The 20,033-nt window shown below is 75.9% G+C and carries 14 protein-coding genes and 1 pseudogene; 8 read left to right on the forward strand and 7 right to left on the reverse strand.

Annotation, left to right across the window (positions count from 1 at the left end; genetic code table 11):
* The coding region (locus ACFXAM_RS19855; RefSeq protein WP_380292930.1) for a nitrate- and nitrite sensing domain-containing protein at window positions 1-2,655 on the reverse strand (2,655 nt) is incomplete at its 3' end.
* Window positions 2,656-3,368: 713 nt separating this feature from the next.
* Between ACFXAM_RS19855 and ACFXAM_RS19860 the strand changes: the two are divergent.
* Window positions 3,369-5,039 (forward strand): annotated as a pseudogene (locus tag ACFXAM_RS19860) (2-isopropylmalate synthase); the annotation flags it as partial.
* A gap of 54 nt (window positions 5,040-5,093) precedes the next feature.
* Window positions 5,094-5,588, forward strand: coding sequence for a YbaK/EbsC family protein (locus ACFXAM_RS19865; protein WP_380292985.1), 495 nt, complete (start codon window positions 5,094-5,096; stop codon window positions 5,586-5,588).
* Between the two features lie 70 nt (window positions 5,589-5,658).
* Here ACFXAM_RS19865 and ACFXAM_RS19870 read toward each other — a convergent pair whose 3' ends face one another.
* On the reverse strand, window positions 5,659-7,107 hold the full coding sequence (locus ACFXAM_RS19870) for an MFS transporter (RefSeq protein WP_380292932.1): 1,449 nt from the start codon (window positions 7,105-7,107) through the stop codon (window positions 5,659-5,661).
* Window positions 7,108-7,231: 124 nt separating this feature from the next.
* Between ACFXAM_RS19870 and ACFXAM_RS19875 the strand changes: the two genes are divergently transcribed.
* The gene (locus tag ACFXAM_RS19875; RefSeq protein WP_380292934.1) at window positions 7,232-7,879 is read left to right on the forward strand and encodes a helix-turn-helix domain-containing protein; all 648 of its coding nucleotides are present in this window, start codon (window positions 7,232-7,234) and stop codon (window positions 7,877-7,879) included.
* Window positions 7,880-8,075: 196 nt separating this feature from the next.
* On the opposite strand, the gene ACFXAM_RS19880 is transcribed toward ACFXAM_RS19875, so the two are convergent.
* Together ACFXAM_RS19880 and ACFXAM_RS19885 are read right to left on the reverse strand one after the other, a co-directional pair.
* Window positions 8,076-8,738, reverse strand: a complete 663-nt coding sequence (locus ACFXAM_RS19880; RefSeq protein WP_380292936.1) for a response regulator — start codon at window positions 8,736-8,738, stop codon at window positions 8,076-8,078.
* Complete coding sequence (locus tag ACFXAM_RS19885; RefSeq protein WP_380292938.1) at window positions 8,713-9,885, reverse strand: sensor histidine kinase; 1,173 nt, start codon at window positions 9,883-9,885, stop codon at window positions 8,713-8,715. The genes ACFXAM_RS19880 and ACFXAM_RS19885 overlap by 26 nt, the downstream gene beginning before the upstream one ends.
* 175 nt (window positions 9,886-10,060) lie before the next feature.
* On the opposite strand from ACFXAM_RS19885, the gene ACFXAM_RS19890 reads away from it, so the two are divergent.
* Entirely contained in the window at window positions 10,061-12,358 is a 2,298-nt protein-coding gene (locus tag ACFXAM_RS19890; RefSeq protein WP_380292940.1) for an MMPL family transporter, read from the forward strand.
* A 68-nt stretch (window positions 12,359-12,426) separates the two neighbouring features.
* Here the strand turns inward: ACFXAM_RS19890 and ACFXAM_RS19895 are convergent, their stop codons facing one another.
* Window positions 12,427-13,614 carry an NAD(P)-binding protein gene (locus ACFXAM_RS19895; RefSeq protein WP_380292942.1) on the reverse strand — a complete coding sequence of 396 codons (1,188 nt, stop codon included), beginning with the start codon at window positions 13,612-13,614 and terminating at the stop codon, window positions 12,427-12,429.
* Window positions 13,615-13,817: 203 nt separating this feature from the next.
* Between ACFXAM_RS19895 and ACFXAM_RS19900 the strand changes: the two genes are divergently transcribed.
* Entirely contained in the window at window positions 13,818-14,414 is a 597-nt protein-coding gene (locus ACFXAM_RS19900) for a helix-turn-helix domain-containing protein (protein WP_380292944.1), read from the forward strand.
* A gap of 527 nt (window positions 14,415-14,941) precedes the next feature.
* Here the strand turns inward: ACFXAM_RS19900 and ACFXAM_RS19905 are convergent.
* Window positions 14,942-16,366 carry a LuxR C-terminal-related transcriptional regulator gene (locus ACFXAM_RS19905; protein ID WP_380292946.1) on the reverse strand — a complete coding sequence of 475 codons (1,425 nt, stop codon included), beginning with the start codon at window positions 16,364-16,366 and terminating at the stop codon, window positions 14,942-14,944.
* A 159-nt stretch (window positions 16,367-16,525) separates the two neighbouring features.
* Between ACFXAM_RS19905 and ACFXAM_RS19910 the strand changes: the two genes are divergently transcribed.
* The 3 genes from ACFXAM_RS19910 to ACFXAM_RS19920 all read left to right on the forward strand — a co-directional run bounded on the left by ACFXAM_RS19910 (window position 16,526) and on the right by ACFXAM_RS19920 (window position 19,228).
* On the forward strand, window positions 16,526-17,482 hold the full coding sequence (locus ACFXAM_RS19910; RefSeq protein ID WP_380292948.1) for an NADP-dependent oxidoreductase: 957 nt from the start codon (window positions 16,526-16,528) through the stop codon (window positions 17,480-17,482).
* A 173-nt stretch (window positions 17,483-17,655) separates the two neighbouring features.
* Window positions 17,656-18,384: an MIP family channel protein gene (locus tag ACFXAM_RS19915; protein ID WP_380292950.1), complete on the forward strand. Its 729-nt coding sequence runs from the start codon at window positions 17,656-17,658 to the stop codon at window positions 18,382-18,384.
* 52 nt (window positions 18,385-18,436) lie between these two features.
* Complete coding sequence (locus tag ACFXAM_RS19920) at window positions 18,437-19,228, forward strand: SDR family NAD(P)-dependent oxidoreductase (RefSeq protein WP_380292952.1); 792 nt, start codon at window positions 18,437-18,439, stop codon at window positions 19,226-19,228.
* A gap of 64 nt (window positions 19,229-19,292) precedes the next feature.
* Here ACFXAM_RS19920 and ACFXAM_RS19925 read toward each other — a convergent pair whose 3' ends face one another.
* Window positions 19,293-19,994, reverse strand: coding sequence for an ABC transporter ATP-binding protein (locus tag ACFXAM_RS19925; protein ID WP_380292954.1), 702 nt, complete (start codon window positions 19,992-19,994; stop codon window positions 19,293-19,295).
* Window positions 19,995-20,033: the final 39 nt, after the last annotated feature.

Raw genomic sequence — 20,033 nt, forward strand, 5'->3', positions numbered from 1 at the left:
GGTCCAGGAGTCCCGGGGCGGCGGGGGGACGCGCAGCTCGGCGGCCAGGCTGGCCTGCCGGACCCGCTGCGGCAGCGGGGGCTGGGAGCCCGGCTGCGGCGCGGCCGGGGCGGGGGCGGCGGGGGAGGCGGGGGCCGGCTGCGGCGCCGGGCCGGTGCCGTCCTCGCGCCGCCGCTCGGCCAGCCGGTAGTGGTCGGCGGGCCGGTACTGCTCGTCGGCGTACGGCGCCTCGGCGGGCGTCACCGTCGCGTAGGCGATGTCCGGGTAGGCCGGGTCGTCGTACCGGGGCTGCGCGGGCCGGTCGGGCGCGCCGTGCGCCTGGGCGCCGTACGGCGTGCCGTGCTCGACCGGCCGGCCCGCCTCGGCGAGCGGGTACAGGTAGCCGTCGGCGTCGCCGTGCCCGAAGCCGCCGCCGAAGCCCTCGAAGCCCTCGGCGAAGCCGTTCTCGAAGCCGTTCTCGAAACCGTCCTCGAAGCCGCTCCCGAAGCCTTCGCGGGCCGGGGCGGCGCCGAACACCTCGTCGTCGGACGGCGGCACGTACTCGACGTGGGCGAAGGCCTGGGCCGGGGCCGGGTGGGCGCCGGGGGTGAACCAGTCGCCGCCCGTCTGGTCCGGGTCCGCCCCGGGCGCCGCGAGGGCCGCGCGCTCCTCCGCCTCGTCCACCGCGACCACCGGCGAGGACGCCGGGGCGGTCGCGGCCGAGGGCATCTCGGTCACCGAGGCGAGCGGCGCGGGTTCCTTGTGCTGCTCGGGCCGCTGGCGCCGGGCGAGCGGGATCGGGGTGACCTCGGCGCCGCCCGGCAGGCCGGCGTCGCCGTCCAGCACGTACTCGCCGGGGACGAGCACCACCACCCTGGTCCCGCCGAAGGCCGACGGGCGGAACTCGATCTGCAGGCCGATCGCGGCCGCCAGCCGGCCCACCACGTGGAAGCCGAGGCGGATGTCGTCGCCGCGCGCCAGCATGTCGGTGCGCGGCGGGTCGTCGGCGAGCGCAGCGGCCATCAGCGCGTTGGCCGCGTCGTACTGCTCCAGGTCCATGCCGAGGCCGCGGTCCTCGATCTCGATGGCGAGCCCGCGCCCGACGACGGCTGCCCGCACGTCGACCGGCGTCGGCGGCTTCGAGAAGCTGGCCGCGTTCTCCATCAGCTCCGCGACCACGTGGGCGACCGGGCCGACCGCCCGCTCGGAGAGCCACGGGTGGCCCTCGACGTCCAGCACGATGCGGCGGTACTCCTGCACCTCGCCCTGCGCCGAGCGCAGCACGTCCAGCAGCGGCACCGGCTTGCGCCACTTCCGCTGCGGCTGGCCCCCGGCCATGATGACCAGGTTCTCCTCGTAGCGGCGCAGGCGGGCCGTCAGGTGGTCGAGGTCGAACAGGCCCTCCAGGACGTCCGGGTCCTCGTGCCGGCGCTCCAGGGTGTCCAGCTTGCGCAGCTGCTGGCCGATCAGCAGCTGGGTGCGGCGGGCGATGCGCTGGAGCAGCCGCTCGAAGCCGCGGTGCTGCTCGGCCTGGCGGACGGCGGTCTCCAGCGCGGAGGTGCGGGCCAGGTTCAGCGCCTGGCCCAGTTCGGCCAGCTCGTCGGCGCCGCGGGCCCGGGCCCCGGCGGTGATCGCCCGGCTCTCGGCCTCGACGTCGACCTGCTCGCCGCGCGCGAGCCGCTCGACCACCTCGGGCAGGGTGCGCTCCAGCTCCTGCGCCTGGAGGTGGAGGTCCTTGATCCGGCGGCGCAGCGAGCGGGTCAGCCGCCAGCTGGTGACGACCACCGCGATCACCGCGAGCAGGCCGATCACGGCGGTCAGCGCGACCCGGGTGAGCAGCGAGAGGAAGGTGCCCTTGCCGACCACGACCACGCCGTCGGTGCGGGTCTCCAGGGCCTTCACCAGCGGCGGGTTGATCTGGTCGAGGGCCTGGCGCCACTGGTCCTGCAGTTGCGGCAGGCGGACGGTGCCGGTGGCGTCGGCGACGGCCGGGCGGGTGAGCGCCTGCTCCACGGAGGTCTTGGCCTGCCACGCGGTGCCGCTCATCAGCTCCGACCAGGCGCCCCGCTCGTCCTCCGGGAGGTAGGGGACGACCTGGACGGAGAAGAGGTGCTCCTGGGCGCCGATCGCCTGCTGGACGAGCTGGTAGTCGGCGGCGGCGAGCTTGCCGGAGGGCCAGCCGCGGGCGAGGACCGCGTCCTCGCGGGCCAGCATCTCCTTCGCCCAGAAGGCGTTGACCAGGGTCTTGGAGATCCAGGTGACCTCGCCGTTGTCGCCGTGGCTGAGCGTGGTGAACAGCCGGAGGTCCACGGCGATCAGGTCGGTGTAGTAGGCGTAGACGCTCTGCTGGTCGGCGGTGCCCTTGTCGACGGCGGCCCGCTGGTCGCCCAGCTTGTCCATCGCGCGCCGGGCCTCGGCGACGGCCGTGAGCACCTCGGCGGGTGCGCTGTCGGCGGTCTCCTTGGAGAGGACCTGGAACTTCTGCACGGCCTCGTCGGTGAGCTGGCGCTGGCGCTTCAGCTGGTCGGTCACGGCGGCGGTGCCGGGCCGGGCGAGCGCCTCGGCGGTGAGGCGGCGCTCCTCCTGGAGGTTGTAGTAGACGATGTTGGACGGCTGTCCCGCCTTCTGGGCCAGCAGTCCCTGGTCCGCCTGACGCTGGAAGTCGAAGAAGGTCACACCGCTGGTGACCGCCCACAGGACGGCCAGGGCGATGCTGGGGACGAGGGCGAGGACGAGCAGTGCCGTCCGCAGTGACAGGCGCGGACGACGCCTGCGGGGGGCCTTCGGCGTCGGGGGCCGCCGATTCGCACGCGCGCGCAGAGCTGACTCCTTGGGGCTGGCGGCCGGCCCGGGAGGGGCCGCACCGACCGGGGCACGGGCTTTATGACGAGGCGATACTAGTCATACGGTGTGTTAGGAGTGAAAGCCCGTTCGATCTTCGGACCGCGCACACACAAGTCCTTGACATCGCCGGAGCGCGGGATCCACGGCCCCGCCGGGGCGGTTCCGCGGCCGCCGCGCGCCCCGCCCCGGAGGGCTGCGGGGCAGGTCCGGCCGGTCGCGCGGCAGCGCCCGCCGGCCCGTGCGGCAAGTCCCCCCGAGTGGAACGGGGTTGTCCCGCCGGACGGTTCACGGCTACGGTACTCGCCATCATGCAGACGTGGAGCCTTCTTCTCGGTGGCCGCAGCGGGGTCTGACAGACCGGCACCCCGCTGCGGGTCGCCGTGCTGCCGGTCGTCGTCCCCTCGACACCGAACCAGGGAAGGACGCCGCACCCCGTGCGCTCCACCGAACCCGCACAGAACGTCAAACCGTTCGCCACCCTGCGGACACCCGCCGGTCCCGTCCCGGCCGACGCCCCCGCCTGGAACCCCCAACGCGCCGGTTCCATGCCCTCCCACCGCTACCGCCCCGCCCACGAGCGCGTCCCGCTGCCGCCCGTCGACGCCCTGCCGGGCGGGCGCCGGTGGCCCGCCCGGCGGATCGAACGGGCCCCGCTGTGGGTCCCGGTCGACCTGCGGGACGGCAACCAGGCGCTCGCCGAACCGATGGACCCGGGCCGCAAGCGCCGGATGTTCGACCTCTTCCTCGCCATGGGCTTCAAGGAGATCGAGGTCGGCTACCCCTCCGCCAGCCGGACCGACTTCGACTTCGTGCGCCACCTCGCCACCACCCCCGGCGCGGTGCCCGAGGACGTCACCGTCGTGGTCTTCACCGCCGCCCGCGCCGACCTGATCGACCGCACCTTCGAGGCCGTCGAGGGACTGCCCCGGGTCGTCGTCCACCTCTACACGGCCACCGCCCCCGTCTGGCGCGAGCTCGTCCTCGGCCGCGACCGGGCCCAGGTGCGGGAGCTGGTCACCGCCGCCGCCGAGCGGATGGCCCGCCGCGGCGGCGACCGCCCCGGCCTGCGCTTCCAGTTCTCGCCCGAGGTCTTCAACCTGACCGAACCGGACTACGTGCTGGAACTGTGCGACGGCCTCACCGAACTGTGGGACGCGAGCCCGGACCGCCCGGTGATCCACAACCTGCCCGCCACCGTCGAGATCGCCACCCCCAACGTCTACGCCGACCAGATCGAGTACCTGCACCGGCACCTGGCCCGGCGCGACGCGGTGATCCTCTCCGTCCACCCGCACAACGACCGCGGCACCGGCATCGCCTGCGCCGAACTCGCCCTGCTGGCCGGCGCCCAGCGGATCGAGGGCTGCCTGTTCGGCAACGGCGAGCGGACCGGCAACGTCGACCTGGCGACCCTCGCGCTGAACCTGCACACCCAGGGCGTCGACCCGATGCTCGACTTCTCCGACATCGACGGGATCCGCCGCACCGTCGAGCACTGCAACCGGCTGCCCGTCCCCGAACGCCACCCCTACGCCGGCGACCTCGTCCACACCGCCTTCTCCGGCACCCACCAGGACGCCATCAAGAAGGGCCTCGCCCACCACGCCGCCACCGCCGCCCGCCTCGGCGTGCCCGAGCGCCAGGCCCCCTGGGACGTGCCGTACCTGCCGATCGACCCGGCCGACCTCGGGCGCGACTACGAGGCGGTGATCCGGGTCAACAGCCAGTCCGGCAAGGGCGGCATCGCCTACCTGCTGCAGACCGGGCACGGGCTGGACCTGCCGCGCCGGCTGCAGATCGAGTTCTCCCGGGTGGTCCAGGAGTCGACGGACGACAGCGGGCGCGAGATCACCGCCGACGAGCTGTACGGCCTGTTCCGCGCCGCCTACCTGGACGCGGCACCGGCCGCGGCGCACTGGCACACCGGGGAGGCCGACGGGCGGCACTTCGCGTCGCTGTCGCTCACGCCGGGAGGCGACCGGTACCGCGGGGAGGGCAACGGGCCGCTGGCCGCCGTGACGGCGGCGCTCGGCGCGGCCGGGCACGAGGTGGACATCCTGCAGTTCACCGAGCACGCCGTGCGCACCGGTCCCGACAGCGACGCCGTCGCCTACGTCGAGGCCCGGGTCGACGGGCAGGTGGTCTGGGGCGCCGGGCGCGACTCCTCGGTGCTGGCGGCCGGCGTCCGGGCGGTGCTCAGCGCCGTCGGGCGGGCGGGCGCCGGGGCCTCGGCCCCCGCGGGCGCCGGGGCGGTGCGGCAGGATGGGGCGATGACCGACGACACATCCCTGCCCAGCCGCAGCCGGGCGGTCGCCGACGCCCTCGCCGAGGCCGGCCTGCCCGGGGAGATCCGCGTCCTGCCCGATTCCGCCCGCACCGCCGCCGAGGCGGCCGCCGCCCTCGGCTGCGAGGTCGGCGCCATCGCCAACAGCCTGGTCTTCGTCTGCGACGGCGCGCCCCTGCTCGTCATGACCAGCGGCGCCCACCGCGTCGACACCGCCTTCCTCGCCCGCGTCCTGGGCACCGGGCCGATCACCCGGGCCAGCGCCGCCCAGGTACGGGAGGCCACCGGCCAGGCCATCGGCGGCGTCGCCCCGGTCGGCCACCCGGCGCCGCTGCGCACCGTCGTCGACACCGACCTCGCCGGGTACGCGCTGCTGTGGGCGGCCGCCGGCCACCCGCACACCGTGGTGCCGATGACGTACGAGGAACTGCTGAAGCTGACCGGCGGCACGGCGTCGGCGGTGGTCCCGCCGCAGGAGTAGCGGCAGCGGCAGGCCCACCGGGGCCGGCCCGCAGCACGCGGTCCGCACGCGGTGCGCACGGGGTTCCCGGTCAGCGCTGCCGCGAGGCGCGGGCGACCAGGAGCAGGAACAGGCCGCAGGCCGTGACCAGCAGCCAGCCCGGGCGGGAGGCGGCGGCGAGGCCCGCCGGGGTCGCGCCCGCCACCAGGCCGCCGGCCACGGCGACGCCGACGGCCGAGCCGACCTGCCGGGCCGTCGAGGTGATCGCCCCGGCCACCCCGGCGCGGTCCGCCGGCAGGCCGCCGACGGCCGTGTTGGTGATCGGCGCGTTGGCGAAGCCGAAGCCGGTGCCGAGCAGCAGCAGGGCGAGCAGCAGGACCGGAACGTCGGCCGCGCCCCCCTCGGACAGGCCGGTGCGCACCAGCAGCAGCGCCCCGCCGGCCGCGGTGAACCAGGCCGCGAGCAGCAGCGGCCGGCGCGGCCCGCCCCTGCTCACCAGCACGCCGGACAGCGGCGCGCACACCGTCGCCCCCAGCGCCATCGGCAGCGCGGCCAGCCCGGCGGCCGGCGGCGTCCACCCCCGGCCGTGCTGCAGCTGGAAGGTGGTGAGCAGCAGGCTCACCGTCAGCGCCACGAACACCGCCACCGCGCCCAGCACCGCCGTGCCGAACACCGGCCGCCGGAACAGCGCGAGGTCCATCAGCGGTTCGGCCCGGCGGCGTTCGGCCCGCACGAACCCGGCGGTGGCCGCCGCCGTCACCGCGTACCCCGCGAGCGTCCACGGCGAGGCCCAGCCCAGCCGCGGCCCCTCGATCAACACGGCCACCGCCGCCGCCACGGCCGCGGTGAGCAGGGCCTGCCCGGGCAGGTCGAGCCGGCGGGCGCGCGGTGCCCGCGACTCCGGCACGACCAGCGCCGTCAGCACCACGGCCGCCACCACCACCGGCACGTTCACCCAGAACACCGACCGCCAGCCGAAGGCCGCGACCAGCGCCCCGCCGGTCACCGGCCCCGCCGCCATGCTCAGCCCGAACACCGACGCCCACACCCCGATCGCCCGGGCCCGCTCCCGGGGGTCGGGCATCGCGTTCACCACGATGGCCAGTGCCACCGGGCTCAGCATCGAGGCGCCCACGCCCTGGAGGGCGCGCGCCGCGACCAGCGCGCCCGTCGACGGCGCGAGCGCGCAGCCGAGCGAGGCGAGGCCGAAGAGCAGCAGGCCGCACTGGAAGACCCGGCGGCGCCCGAAGCGGTCGGCGAGCGCGCCGGCCGTGATCAGCAGACTGGCGAGGACGACGGTGTAGGCGTCCACGATCCATTCCAGGTCGCGGGTGCCCACCTGCAGACCGCGCCCGATCGCGGGCAGGCCGACGTTGACGATCGTGGTGTCCAGGCCGACCAGGAACAGGCTCAGCGCGCAGACGGTGAGCACGGTCCAGCGCCGACGGGCGGTGAGCAGGGGCGGGGGCGGTGGTGCTGTCGCGGTGGTGGTCGTGGGGGTGGTGGTCGTGGGGGTGGTGGTCGCGGGGGTGGTGGTCATGGGGCGGACACGCCTTCCGGTCGGATCGTCATCACGGCGCGCCCATGCTGGGGCCGGGGGAGGGCCGTGGGGCAGCGTTCTTGCGGAAACCGCAAAGGGGTGGTCCCGGGGCAGAATCACGTCCATGGACGCCGACCCCGCCACCACCGACGCCGCCGCCGACGCCGCTGCGGCTGCCGTTGCCACCGACGGCGCCGACGACGACGTCGCGGAGACCATCGCCGCCATCGGGCCCCGGCTGCGTGCGCTGCGCCTCGGCCGGGGCCTCACCCTGGACGCCCTCGGCACCGCCACCGGCATCTCCGTGAGCACCCTGTCCCGCCTGGAGTCCGGCCACCGCCGCCCCACCCTCGACCTGCTCATCCCGCTCGCCCGCGCCCACCGCGTCGCCCTGGACCACCTGATCGCCGCCCCCGCCACCGGCGACCCCCGCGTCCACCTGCGACCCCGCCGGCGCGACACCGGCAGCGTGCTCGTCCCGCTCACCCAGTACCCCGGCCGGGTGCAGGTCTTCAAACAGGTCCTCGCCCCGCGCGAACCCCGGCTGGTCAGCCACGCCGGCTACGAATGGCTCTACGTGCTCGCCGGCGACCTGCGGCTCCTCGTCGGCGACCGCGCGTTCACCCTCCACCCCGGCGAGGCCGCCGAGTTCGACACCGCCGAGCCGCACTGGTTCGGCCCGGCGGGCGCCGACGCCGTGGAGATCCTCCACCTCTACGGCCCCCACGGCGACCAGGCCGTGCTGCGCACCGGCGCCGCGTCCGGGGGGTAGCCGGAGTCCTCGGGCGTCCGACGTCGGGCCCTTGTCGGGTGGCCTCCGTGATCGTGTGTTCGTCCTCCGGCCGGGCGAGGCCGCCGAGTTCGGCCCGCCGCCCGTGGGCGTCACGGTCCCCACGGGCAGCACCGGCGCCGCCCGGCCCGCGGGGGCGTTTCGAGTCGTGATCCGGGACGAGGCCCGGCACCCCGGCTCAGGTTCCGGGGAGGATGCGGCGCGTTTCGTAGGCCCACATCGCGATCTCGACCCGGTTGCGGGCGCCGAGTTTGGCCATCAGGCTCGCCAGATGCGTCTTCACCGTGCTGAGGCTGATGTGCAGCGCGTCGGCGATCTCGGTGTTGGTCAGCCCGCGGGCGACGGCGAGGAGCACCTCCTCCTCGCGGGCGGTGACGGGTGAGACCGGCTGGGCCGCGGGCCGGCCGGCGGGCAGGTCCGCGAAGGCCCGGAGCAGACGGACGGTGACGCTGGGCGCGATGAGCGCCTCCCCGTCGGACGCCGACCGGACGGCCTGGGCCAGAAGGTCCGGTCCCGTGTCCTTGAGGAGGAATCCGCGGGCACCGGCACGCAGCGAGCCGTAGACGTACTCGTCGAGGTCGAACGTGGTGATGACGACCACGGCCAGCGGGTCGGCGACGCCCGGGCCGGCGAGCAGCCGGGTGGCCGCGAGCCCGTCGAGTCCGGGCATGTGGATGTCGAACAGGCAGACGTCGGGGCGCAGTTCGCGGGCCAGCCGGACCGCTTCCCGTCCGTCGGCGGCCTCGCCGACCACCTCGATGCCGGGCTGGGCGTCCAGCATGATCCGCAGCCCGGTGCGGATGATCGTCTGGTCGTCAGCGACCAGGACGCGAATGGACACCGCTCTCGCTCCTCGCTCTCGGCAGCTCGGCTTCGACGTGCCAGCCCCGGTCGGCGCCCGGGCCGGCTCGTAGTGTGCCGCCGATCAGGGTCGCGCGCTCGCGCAGCCCGGTGAGTCCGTACCCGTCGCGACCCCGGCCGGTGCGCCGGCCGTCGTCGCGCACGCTCACCCGTACCGTGTGCCGTTCCGTGGCGACCCGGACGACGACCTCGGTCGCGTCGACCGCGTGGCGCCGCGCGTTGGTCACCGACTCCTGCACGATCCGGTAGACGGCGGCGTCCACGGCCGGGGGCAGCGCGTCCAGTTCGCCGTCGAGCCCCAGGTCGACCCTGAGGCGACCACCCGGGGTGCGCACCAGGCGCTCCAGATCCGCGACGCCGGCAGGGGGCGCCAGCTCGGCGCCGACCCCGCGGTCGCGCAGTGCGGCGACCATGGCGCGCATCTCCTCCAGCGTGCGCGCCCCTTCCTCCTCGACCCCCTCCAGCGCCCGGACCGCGGCGGACGGGTCGGTGCCCGCGAGCACCCGGCCCGCCTGGGCGATGATCACCATGGCCGACACGTGGTGGGCCACCGTGTCGTGCAGTTCCCGGGCGAGCTGTTCGCGCTCGCGGGAGCGCACCTGCTCCAACTGCCGCTCGCGAGCGGTCACCCGGAACCGCACCGCAGCCCCGAGCACGCCGGGCAGCAGCCCGAAGACGAAGCCCACGACCCGCTCGACGGCCGGGCCCTCGGCCGTGACGGCGCACAGCGCGCACGCCGCGACGATCACCGCGCCGCCCAGCACGATCTCCCGTCCCGATCCCCACCGGGGCAGCGCGTACACCAGCACGAGCACGACCGCGGCCGTGTCCAGGCCGACGGGCCCGCGCGGTGCGGCGACGAGCGCGGCCGCCTGAAGGAGGATCACCGAGCCGAACGCCAGCGTGACCGTCGCCAGCGGGCGGGTCCGCCGCCACAGGGGCAGCAGGCACAGCCAGACGGTGAACACCACCGCCACCGGACGCCACACGACGTCCTCGCGCAGGGCGGCCTCCAGCGCCACACCGGCAAGGCCCGCGGCGGGCAGCGCCCAGTCCCGCCGCACCCGGGCGGGCGCGGCGGGCGGCCGGGGTTCGGTCCACAGGGTTCGCAGGTCGTCTCGTAGCACGGTTCTCAGCCTAGGGACCGCGGCGTGCCGCGCATCGGCCGAAAGGACGGGTCGTCACTCCGCCCCGGGGCCGACGGATCCGCGGCCCGCGGGCCGATGCCGCGGAGCGCCGTGGCGAGGAGCCTCGGCACCGTCGGCCGCACAAGGACGGCCGACGAGGTGGTTGGAGGACCCGATGCTCTCGAAAGCCCTGTTGCGCCTGGGGGCAGGCGCCGCCCGCCGTCCCCGGCGGGTGATCGCGGCATGGCTGGTCGCCGCCACGCTCGCCGTCCTCGCCGCCGTCGCCTTCGGCGGGCGGAACGCGGATGCGATGACCGCTCCGGGACTGGACTCGCAGCGGGCCGCGGAACTGATCGCGCGGGCCGGCACCGGCCAGGAGGGGATGACCGCCCAGGTGGTCGTCACCCCCCTCGACGGCGCCGCGACGTTCTTCGACCACGACGGCGCGCGCGCCGCTCTCACGCGGCTGCGGACCGAGGTGGAGCGGCTGCCGCACGTGCTCGGCACCAGCGATCCGGCGGGGGCGCTCGACGCGGGCGGGGACACCGCCGTGCGCGGCGGCCTCGTCTCGGCCGACGGGCGGATCGCGGTCGTCCGGGTGCAGTACCCCGACCAGAGCCGGCTGTCGGCCGAGGACCTCGACGCCCTCGTCGGTCTCGGCGACCGGCTGCGCGCCGAACTGCCGCTGCGCGTCGAGATGGGCGGGGACCTCTTCTACGCCTTCGCCGACCCCGACGGCGGCGTGAGCGAGTTGATCGGCCTCCTCGCCGCGGCCACGATCCTGTTCCTGGCGTTCGGTTCGCTCGTCGCCGCCGCGCTGCCGATCGGCATGGCGGTCTTCGGACTGACCGTCGGGGTCGCCACGATGACGGTCCTGGCGGGGGTGACGGACGTCCCCACCTTCGCACCGGTCCTGGGCAGCATGGTCGGGCTCGGAGTGGGCATCGACTACGCGCTGTTCGTGCTCGCCAGGCACCGGGAGTACCTCGCGCGCGGGCTCGATCCCCGCGAGGCGGCGGGCCGGGCGGTGGCCACGGCGGGCCGGCCCGTGGTCTTCGCGGGCGGCACCGTCGTCGTGTCGATCCTCGGCCTGGCGGTCGCGAACGTCCCGTTCATGACGGTGGGCGGGCTCGCCGTCTCGATCGTCGTCCTGGCCATGGTGCTCGCGTCGGTGACGCTGCTGCCGGCCTTCCTCGGCGCCGCCGGCCCACGCCTGGCCCGGCCCGGCCGGATCGGCCGGGCCCTGCAGCACAGGCGGCCGGGCCGACTCGCGCGGCGCCGGGACCCGGCGGCAGGCGCCGCCCACGCCGCCGGGTGGCGTCGCTGGATCGGGCACGTCGGCCGGCACCCGGTGCCCTACGCGGTCGGCGCGGCGGGGCTGCTGCTGACCGCGGCGCTGCCCGTGCTCGGCCTGCGCGTCGGCCTGCCCGACGACGGCTCACTGCCCCACAGCCGTACCGAGCGCCGGGCCTACGACCTCGTCGCCGAGGGGTTCGGCCCCGGCACCAACGGTCCCCTCGTCATCGCCGCGGACCCCACCGGTGATCCGGGAGCGCTGGACCGGCTCGTCGCAGCGGTCGCGGCGGATCCGGGCATCGCATCCGTCGCACCGACGCACCTCGACCGGGCCACCGGCATCGCGACCCTCGTGGTGTTCCCGACCACCAGCCCCCAGGACGGGGCCACGGCCGACACCATCGCCCGGCTGCGCACCGACGTGCTGCCCGCGGCGATCGGGCACGGCCCGGCCAGGGCCCACGTCGGCGGCGCCGCCGCGAGCCTGTCCGACGTGGGCCGACGCACCAGCCAACGCCTGCCGGTGTTCGTCGCCGCCGTGCTGGCGATGTCGTTCCTGCTGCTGGTGCTGGTCTTCCGCTCGGTCCTCGTACCGCTCAAGGCGGTCCTGCTGAACCTGCTGAGCATCGGCGCGGCCTACGGCATCATGGTCGCGGTCTTCCAGTGGGGCTGGGGAGGCCCACTCATCGGGCTGGAAGCGACGGTTCCGATCGTGTCGTTCATCCCGATGTTCCTCTTCGCCATCCTGTTCGGCCTGTCGATGGACTACGAGGTGTTCCTCCTCTCCCGCGTACGCGAGGAGTACCTGCGCACCGGCGACAACGGCACGGCGATCGTCGAGGGCATCTCGGGCACCGCCCGGATCATCACCTCGGCCGCCCTCATCATGGTGGCGGTCTTCCTGTCCTTCGCCGTCGCCGACGACCCCTCCAGCAAGATGTTCGGGCTCGGCCTGGCCACCGCGATCTTCGTCGACGCCACGGTCGTCCGCATGGTGCTGGTGCCGGCGACCATGACACTCCTCGGCCGGGCCAACTGGTGGCTGCCGAAGTGGCTGGACCGGGTGCTTCCCCGCGGGCCGGTCGGCACCGACGGCACCGACGGCATCGACGGCATCGACGGCATCGACGCCGAACCCGCGGGTGGCGCCCCGCGTCCACGGCCGGCCGACCGCTGACCCCGACTCTGGCCCGCCTCGGGGCGTCCGGCACCTCGGCGCGTCACCCGGGGCACGTCGAGTCGTCGTCACCGGGTGGTCCCGGTGGGGGCGGTCCGCCGGGTGGGGCGGTGGGCGGGCCGGCCGGTGAGGGCCAGGGCGACGGCTTCGAGCGCGCTGGTGAAGGAGACCTCGCTCAGGACGCCCGGGGCGGCGACCTGGTCGCCGACGAGGAGGACGCCGTCGCCGCGGTCGATCGCGGGGCGGTCGCGCCAGGTGGTGCCCGGGCGGTCCACCGCACCGGTGCGGCCGGCCGCGACGGCGGTGCGGCGCCAACACAGGCGCTCCGCCCAGCCCGGGAAGCCCAGCTCCAGCAGGTGTTCGGCCCGGGCCACCCCGGACTCCCGCGACTCACCGGGAGCCAGCGGAAGTTGGGCCTGGACCAGCTGCTCGCCGGCCGGGGCCAGACTGCCGTCCTGGGTGGTGAAGCGCTCCACCCAGCCGGTGCGGTCGAGGTCCGAGACGAAGAAGGCGTCGCCGTGCCGGGAGCGCAGCGCCACGTCGAGCAGCAGCGTCCGGCCGCTCTCCCCGGACAGGCCCGGGTCGCCCAGCAGCCGGCGCGCCGACTCCAGCGAGGTCGCGACGATCACCGGGTGGTCGGCGGGCGGCAGCGCCTCCAGCCGGGAGCCGGTCTCCACCCGCACGCCCAGCTCCCGGGCGCGGGCCGTCATCCGGTCGATCACCGACTGCCAGCCGCCCACCGGGTACACCGCCTCCGGCGGCAGGCTCGCGGCGCGGCGCAACCGCTCCTGGGTGAACGCCGCCGACAGCAGCCCCGGATCGTGGTGGAAGGTCGCCACGGCGGCGAAGTTGGCCGCCGCCCGGGCCGTCCGCTCGCCCGCCACCTCGCTCGCCCAGCCCAGGAAGGTCCGGCCGACCGGCGCGTCCCGACGGGCCGCCAGCCGGGAGAGCGCCAGCGGCGGCAGCGCGTGCAGCCGGCCGTCGAGGAGGTAGCGGGTGCGCAGCAGCGCGCCGAGCGGGACGCGGGCCGTCGGGCCGGCCAGCCCGCGCTGCCGCAGCCACGCCCAGTGCGGGCCGCGCCGGTAGAAGGCGTGCGGTCCCTCGTTGGTCCGGTACGGCGCCTGTGCGGTGCGGGCCCGTCCGCCGAGCCGCCGGTGTGCCTCGTGGAGCGTCACCCCGGCGCCCGCCTCGGCCGCCGAGATGGCCGCCGTCAGCCCGCCGAAGCCCCCGCCGATGATCGTGATTCGCCGCGTCATGGGCCCGTCCTCCGCTGTTCGTCCGTGTCCGGCCGGTCCGGGGCGCCCCCGGCCGCGGCCGCTGTCGGGAGGCAGACGGCGCGGCGGGCCCGGATGTGACAGCGCGCCGCCCGGCGCGCGTCCGGGGTGGGCGCCCGTCTCCGGCGGGGCGGCGGGCCGGGGCAGCGTTGCCGCGACCGGGACGTCCTGGTTCGATCGTCCGTATGGACCAGGACGCCAACCCCGAGATCGCCGCCACGCTGCGCCAGATCGGCCCCCGGCTGCGTCGGCTGCGCGAGCGCAAGGGCATGTCCCTGGCCGAGCTCGGCCAGGCCACCGGCATCTCCAAGAGCACGCTCTCCCGGCTGGAGTCCGAGCAGCGCAAACCCAGCCTGGAACTCCTGCTGCCGATCGCCGCCGCCCTCGCCGTCCCGCTGGACGAGATCGTCGCCGCCCCGCGCGTCCAGGACCCGCGTGTCCACCAGCACCCGGGGCGCGCCGACGGGCGGACCTTCGTCCCGCTCTCCCGCCACCGCACCGAGCCCCGGGCGTTCAAGATCACCATCCCGGCGGCCCAGCAGACCCCCTCCCTCGCCACCCACACCGGGCACGAATGGCTCTACGTGCTCTCCGGCCGTCTGCGGCTGCTGCTCGGCGAGCACGACGTCGTCCTCGCGGCCGGCGAGGCGGCCGAGTTCGACTGCCAGAACCCGCACTGGTTCGGCTCCACCGGGGCCGGTGACGTCGAAGTCCTCAGCCTCTTCGGCAAACAGGGCGAACGCCTCCACCTCCGCGCCCGCACCCGCCCCAAGGGATCCTGAGGGGTCCCACCACGGCCCTCCTCGGTCACGTCCCGCCCGCCCTTGCTCTGCGCCGCCACGTTCGGCCTGTCCGCTCGGCCCGAACTCGCCGACCCGGCCGCCGAAGCCCGGCGCACCCGGAGAGGCGACCGGCCGCTCCCGCATCCGCCCCAAGGGACCCTGAGGGGTCCCATCACGGCCCTCCTCGGTCATGTCCCGCCCGCCCTTGCTCCGCGTCGCCACCTTCGACCTTGTCTGCTCGGCCTGAACTCGCCGACCTGGCCGCCGAGGACCGGCGCACCCGGGCCGGAGAGGCGACCGGCCGCGCCCGCGAGCGGACCAGGAGTAGGAAGTCGGCGGGGTCGACTTTCTGTGCGGGGGTGAGCGGCGGGTCGTGCGGGTTCTTCGGTGGGTGGCCGGGAGTGGGAAGTCGGTCGGGTCGACTTTCTGTACGGGTCGTCGGCCCGCACTGCTGCTGGGGGTCGTCCTTCGGTGGGTGGGCCGGGAGTGGGCACTAGGTTGGGCCCCCATAACACACCAACGGGTGGTCACGGGACGGCGTGGAGGGGGGTCGGGGGTGGGGTGGGGAGGCCGGCGTGGCGGGCGAGGGCGGCGGCCTCGCCGCGGGAGGTGACGTCGAGCTTGGCCAGGATGTTGGCGACGTGGAACTTCACCGTGGACTCGCTGATGTGCAGGGTGGCCGCGATCTCGCGGTTGCGGCGGCCCCGGGCGAGCTGGTCCAGCACCTCCAGCTCCCTCGGGTGCAGGCCCTCCAGGGAGTGGGTCGCGGCGCCCGGGCAGGCCTGCGGGGCGTGCAGGGGAAGGTCGACGGTGACCGTGGTGCCCCAGCCCGGGACGGCGTCGAGCGTCAGGCGCCCGGCCAGGGCGGAGATCCGGTCGGCGGTGCGGTGGACGGCCAGTGCGTCGGCGGTCAGCAGCCCCGGGCCGTCGTCCCGGACGACCGCGCGCAGGCCGTTGTCGACGAACTGCCACCGCACGTGCAGACGGCTCAGGCCCTCCTGTTCCAGCATGGCGAGCACCGTGGCGCGGACGGCCTCGCGGGCGGTGTGGGCGGTGTCGGTGGGCACCGTGCGGTCCCCCTCGGCCGGGGGCAGCAGGTCCAGCCGGATCGGGCTGTGACGGAGCAACGGCCGTACCGCGTCGGCGAGTCGGGAGAACGCGGTGGCGGCCGGCTCCTCGCTCAGCTCGCGGTCGAGGGCGGCGGCTCCGCGCAGGTCGAGCAGGGCGGTGACGGCCAGCTCGGTGGCGTTGCGCCGGGCGGTCGCGTCGTCCAGGGCGGCGGAGCGCAGCGGCGCGAGGATCGTGGAGAGCGCGGAGGCGTGGGCGCCGCCGAGTTCGGCGATGGTGCGCGCCCGGGCGCTCGCCGAGGCGCGTGAGGCGGCGGCGTGGGTGGGCGCGGCGTCGACGGCCCGGTGGTGGGAGTGGGTGGTCAGCAGCTCCCACAGCTGCTGCAGCACGCGCAGCGCCCGTTCGGGCACCGGCGCCGCCCCGGCGCGGCCGCCGTGCGGCCCGCCCGCCGCGCGGACCAGGACCAGCAGCGCGCCGTTGCTGCCGGTCGGCGCCGCCGCCACGGCGACGGCCGGGTGCGGGCGCCCGCCGAGCACCGCCTCGCCCTGCCAGGGACGGCCGGGCGTCACCTCCTCCCGGAGCCTGGCGAGCTCCGCACCGGTGATCCGCGCGGACAGCTCCTCGGGGCCGGCGGCGCTCGCGGGGGAGTGCGTGCAGATCCCGCTCAGCTGGGCCAGCGCCAGGTGCGGGACGATCCCGGCGATCACCTCGGACATCTTCGCCATGAGCCTCGGCCGGGGTGTGCGCAGCACCTCGGCGGTGAGGGCCAGTGCCCCCGCGGGGTCGTCCCAGGACCACCCGCCGGCCCCCGGCCCGTCCTCGCCCCCCGGCCCGTCCCCGCGCCCGTCCTCGTGTCCGCCGTCGCCCCGCAGCTGCTCCGCCATGCCGACCAGCGTAGTTCGCGCCCGCCCCCGCCGGCCCGGCCGAACGGACAGGTGGAACCGCCCGAACGGCCGGGCGGACGGCGCCGTCCTCCGCACCAGGCTGGAGTCGTCACCGGGACGAGCCAAGTCCCCTGGAACGAACGAACGGTGGGCATTCCCATGAGCAACACCTCCGGCCCCGGAACCCTTCCGACCAAGGCCATCGGCTTCACCGAGTACGGCGGCGTGGACGTCCTGCGGCCGATCGGGATCGAGCTGCCCGCGCCCGGTCCGGGCCAGGTGCGGATCGCCGTGCGCGCCGTCGGCGTCAACCCGCTCGACCACAAGGTGCGCTCCGGCGCGCTGACCGGTCTGTTCCCGGTCACCTTCCCCGCCGTCCTCGGCTACGAGGTCGCGGGTGTGGTGGAGTCCGTCGGCGCGGACGTCACCGAGTGGCGGAGCGGCGACGAGGTGCTGGGCGGGGTGCACGGCGGCGGGTACGCGGAGCACGTGCTGGCGGAGGCGGGCCGGCTGGTCCGCAAGCCGGCCGCGCTGGACTGGGCGCGGGCCGCGGCGGTGCCGGTGGCCGCGGAGACCGCCTGGCGCTCCCTCGACCTGCTGGACGTGCGGTCCGGCCACACGCTGCTGGTGCACGGCGCGGCGGGCGGCGTCGGCACGCTGCTGCTGCAGTTCGCCCGGGCCCGGGGGATCCGGGTGATCGGTACCGCGAGCGAGGCCAACCACGGGTACCTGCGCGAGCTGGGCGCCGTGCCGGTGGCGTACGGCGAGGGCCTGGCCGGGCGGGTCCGGGCCGTCGCCCCCGACGGTGTGGACCGGGTGCTGGACGCGGCCGGGGCGGGCGTGCTGCCGCTGTCGGCCGAGCTGGCGGGTGGCGTGGAGCACGTGCTGACCATCGCCGACTGGCAGGGCGCCGAGCAGCACGGGGTCCGTTTCACCGGCGGCGAGGCGACCGAGACCTACGACCGCCCGGCGCTGAACGGCGCGCTCGACCTGTTCGGGGCGGGCGAACTGACGCTCCCGCTGCACCGGGTGCTGCCGCTGGCGGACGCGGCCGAGGCGCAGGCCGAGAGCGCGCGCGGGCACCTGCGGGGGAAGATCGTCCTGATCGTTCCCTAAGTCCGGATTGGTCTGATTTTCACTCGTTTGGAATAATCCGACGCTCGGAATCCCCGTGATCACGGGGATCGCCCGGTCGGCCGACATGCGCTCCCCCATTCGAGTGCAGAGGGTTGACCGGGAGTGACGGGCGGCGTCGGGCCGCCCGCGCGCACGAGGTCAGGAGGACCCGGATGGACAGGCGAGCGGTGGTCGGAGAGTTCCTCGGAACGCTGTTGTTGGTGCTGCTGGCGGTGGGCGCGGCGGTGCTGGCGGGGGAGGCCATCGGCTCGGTGGGCATCGCGCTCGCGTTCGGCTTCGTGCTGCTCGCGCTCGCGTACGCGATCGGCCCGGTCTCCGGCTGCCACGTGAACCCGGCGGTGACGCTCGGTTTCCTGCTGGCCCGCCGGATCGACGGCCGCACGGCGGTGTCGTACTGGGTCGCGCAGGTGCTCGGCGCCATCGCCGGTGCGGCGCTGGTGCTGGTGCTCGCCAAGCAGGTCCCCGGCCTGGAGACCCACGGCAAGCTCGGCACCAACGGCTGGGGTGACCGCTCGCAGGTCCACATGAACGCCGGTGGCGCCTTCCTGACCGAGATCGTGCTGACCTTCCTGCTGGTCTACGTCGTCCTCGCGGTCACCCACCGGCTCGCCGTCACCGGCTTCGACGGGCTGCCGATCGGCATGGCCCTGGTGGTCGTGCACCTGGTCGGCATCCCGCTCACCGGCACCTCGGTGAACCCGGCCCGCAGCCTCGGCCCGGCCCTGTTCGCGGGCGGCCCGGCGCTCTCCCAGCTGTGGCTGTTCCTCCTCGCCCCGCTGCTCGGCGGCGCCCTCGCGGCCGGCGTGCACCTGCTGACCCACCCGCAGCCCAACCTCCCCGCGGCCGAGGCCCTCGCCACGGACGCCCGGGCCGCGGCGTAACACGGCCCGGGGGGTGTCACCGGCCGGAGCCGGGCGGTTACAGTTCGGCGTCATGGACGACGAGAGGACCGTGGCCGCCCGGGGGGCCGGCGGGCGGCTGGCGGGGAAGTGCTGCGTGGTCACCGGCGCGGCGAACGGGATCGGCCGCGCCGTCGCCGAACTCTTCGCCCGGGAGGGCGCGTCGGTGGTGGCCACCGACCTCGACGGCGACGGACTGCGGCGGCTGGCCGAACGGCTGCCGCGGTCCGTCACCACGGTGGAGGGGGACGTCTCGCGGGACGAGGACGCCCGCCGGATGATCGCCGCCGCCGTCGAGCGGCACGGCCGGCTGGACGTCCTGGTCGCCAACGCGGGGGTCATCCCGCTGCTGGAGATCACCGAGGCGGACGCCGCGGACTGGGACCGCGTGATGGCCGTCGACGGCCGGGGGATGTTCCTCACCTGCAAGTACGCCATCGAGGCGATGGCGCAGGCGCAGGCCGGGGGAGCGATCGTCTGCGTCTCGTCCATCTCCGGCGTCGCCGGGCAGCGCGGCCAGGCCGTCTACGGCCCCGCCAAGTTCGTCGCCTCCGGCCTCACCAAGCACCTCGCCGTGGAGTGGGCCGACCGGGGGATCCGGGTCAACGCCGTCGCCCCCGGCACGATCACCACCGAGCGGGTCGCCCAGCTGCGGGACGAGCCCGGCGGGCCCGAGTACCTCGCCGCCATCGAACAGCGCCACCCGATGCGCCGCCTGGGCTCTCCTGCGGAAGTGGCCGCGGCCGTCCTCTTCCTGGCGTCCGACGAGGCGTCGTTCATCACCGGTGCCGTCCTCCCGGTGGACGGCGGCTACCTGGCCCAGTGACCCGGCCCGGCCGTCACTGCGCCGCGTCCGTCACTGCGCCGCGTCCGTCACTGCGCCGCGTCCGTCACCGCGCCGCGTCCGGCGCCGCTCCCGGCTCGCCGGGCTCCCCGGAGAAGCCGACCTCGCCCCGGTGCAGGACGTGCACGACGGCCGCCCCGGACGCCCCGGCCGCCCCGGCCGGCGTCGGCGGGAGGGTCTGCGCGGTCAGGACGACCGTCCGCCCGGTGGTGGCGGCCGACGACAGCAGGTGCGCGTGCAGCCGGGCGGCGACGGCCGGGGCCAGGCCCCGGTCCGGTTCGTCGAGCAGCAGCAGACTCGGGGAAGCGGTCAACGCCCTGGCCACCGCGACGAGTTGCTGCTGACCGCCGGAGAGCGTCCCGGCCCGCCGGGGGAGCAGCGCGGAGAGCTCCGGGAACAGTTCCAGCGCCTCGCCCGCGGGGCCGCGCCGGGGGCGGGCGCCGAGGGCGAGGTGCTCGGCGACGGTGAGCGAGGGGAACACCGCCCGCTCCGCCGGCACCAGCGCGAGGCCGAGCCGCACCCGCTGGTGCACGCCGAGCGCGGTGACGTCCCGCCCGCGCCACACCACCCGCCCGGCGGCCGGCCGGACCAGCCCGGCCATCGCGTGCAGCACGCTCGTCCGGCCGGACCCGTTCCGGCCGAGCAGCACCGTCACCCGCCCGGAGGGCACGGCCAGGTCCACGCCGTGCAGGGCCTCCAGCGGGCCGTACCGCACGCGCACGGCCAGCAGGGCGATTTCGACGGGCACGGGGGGCTCCCAGGGGTCGGCGGGTGAGGGTGAGGGGCG

This window comes from Kitasatospora sp. NPDC059462 (genome assembly GCF_042749955.1).
In the GTDB taxonomy this organism is placed as follows: domain Bacteria; phylum Actinomycetota; class Actinomycetes; order Streptomycetales; family Streptomycetaceae; genus Kitasatospora.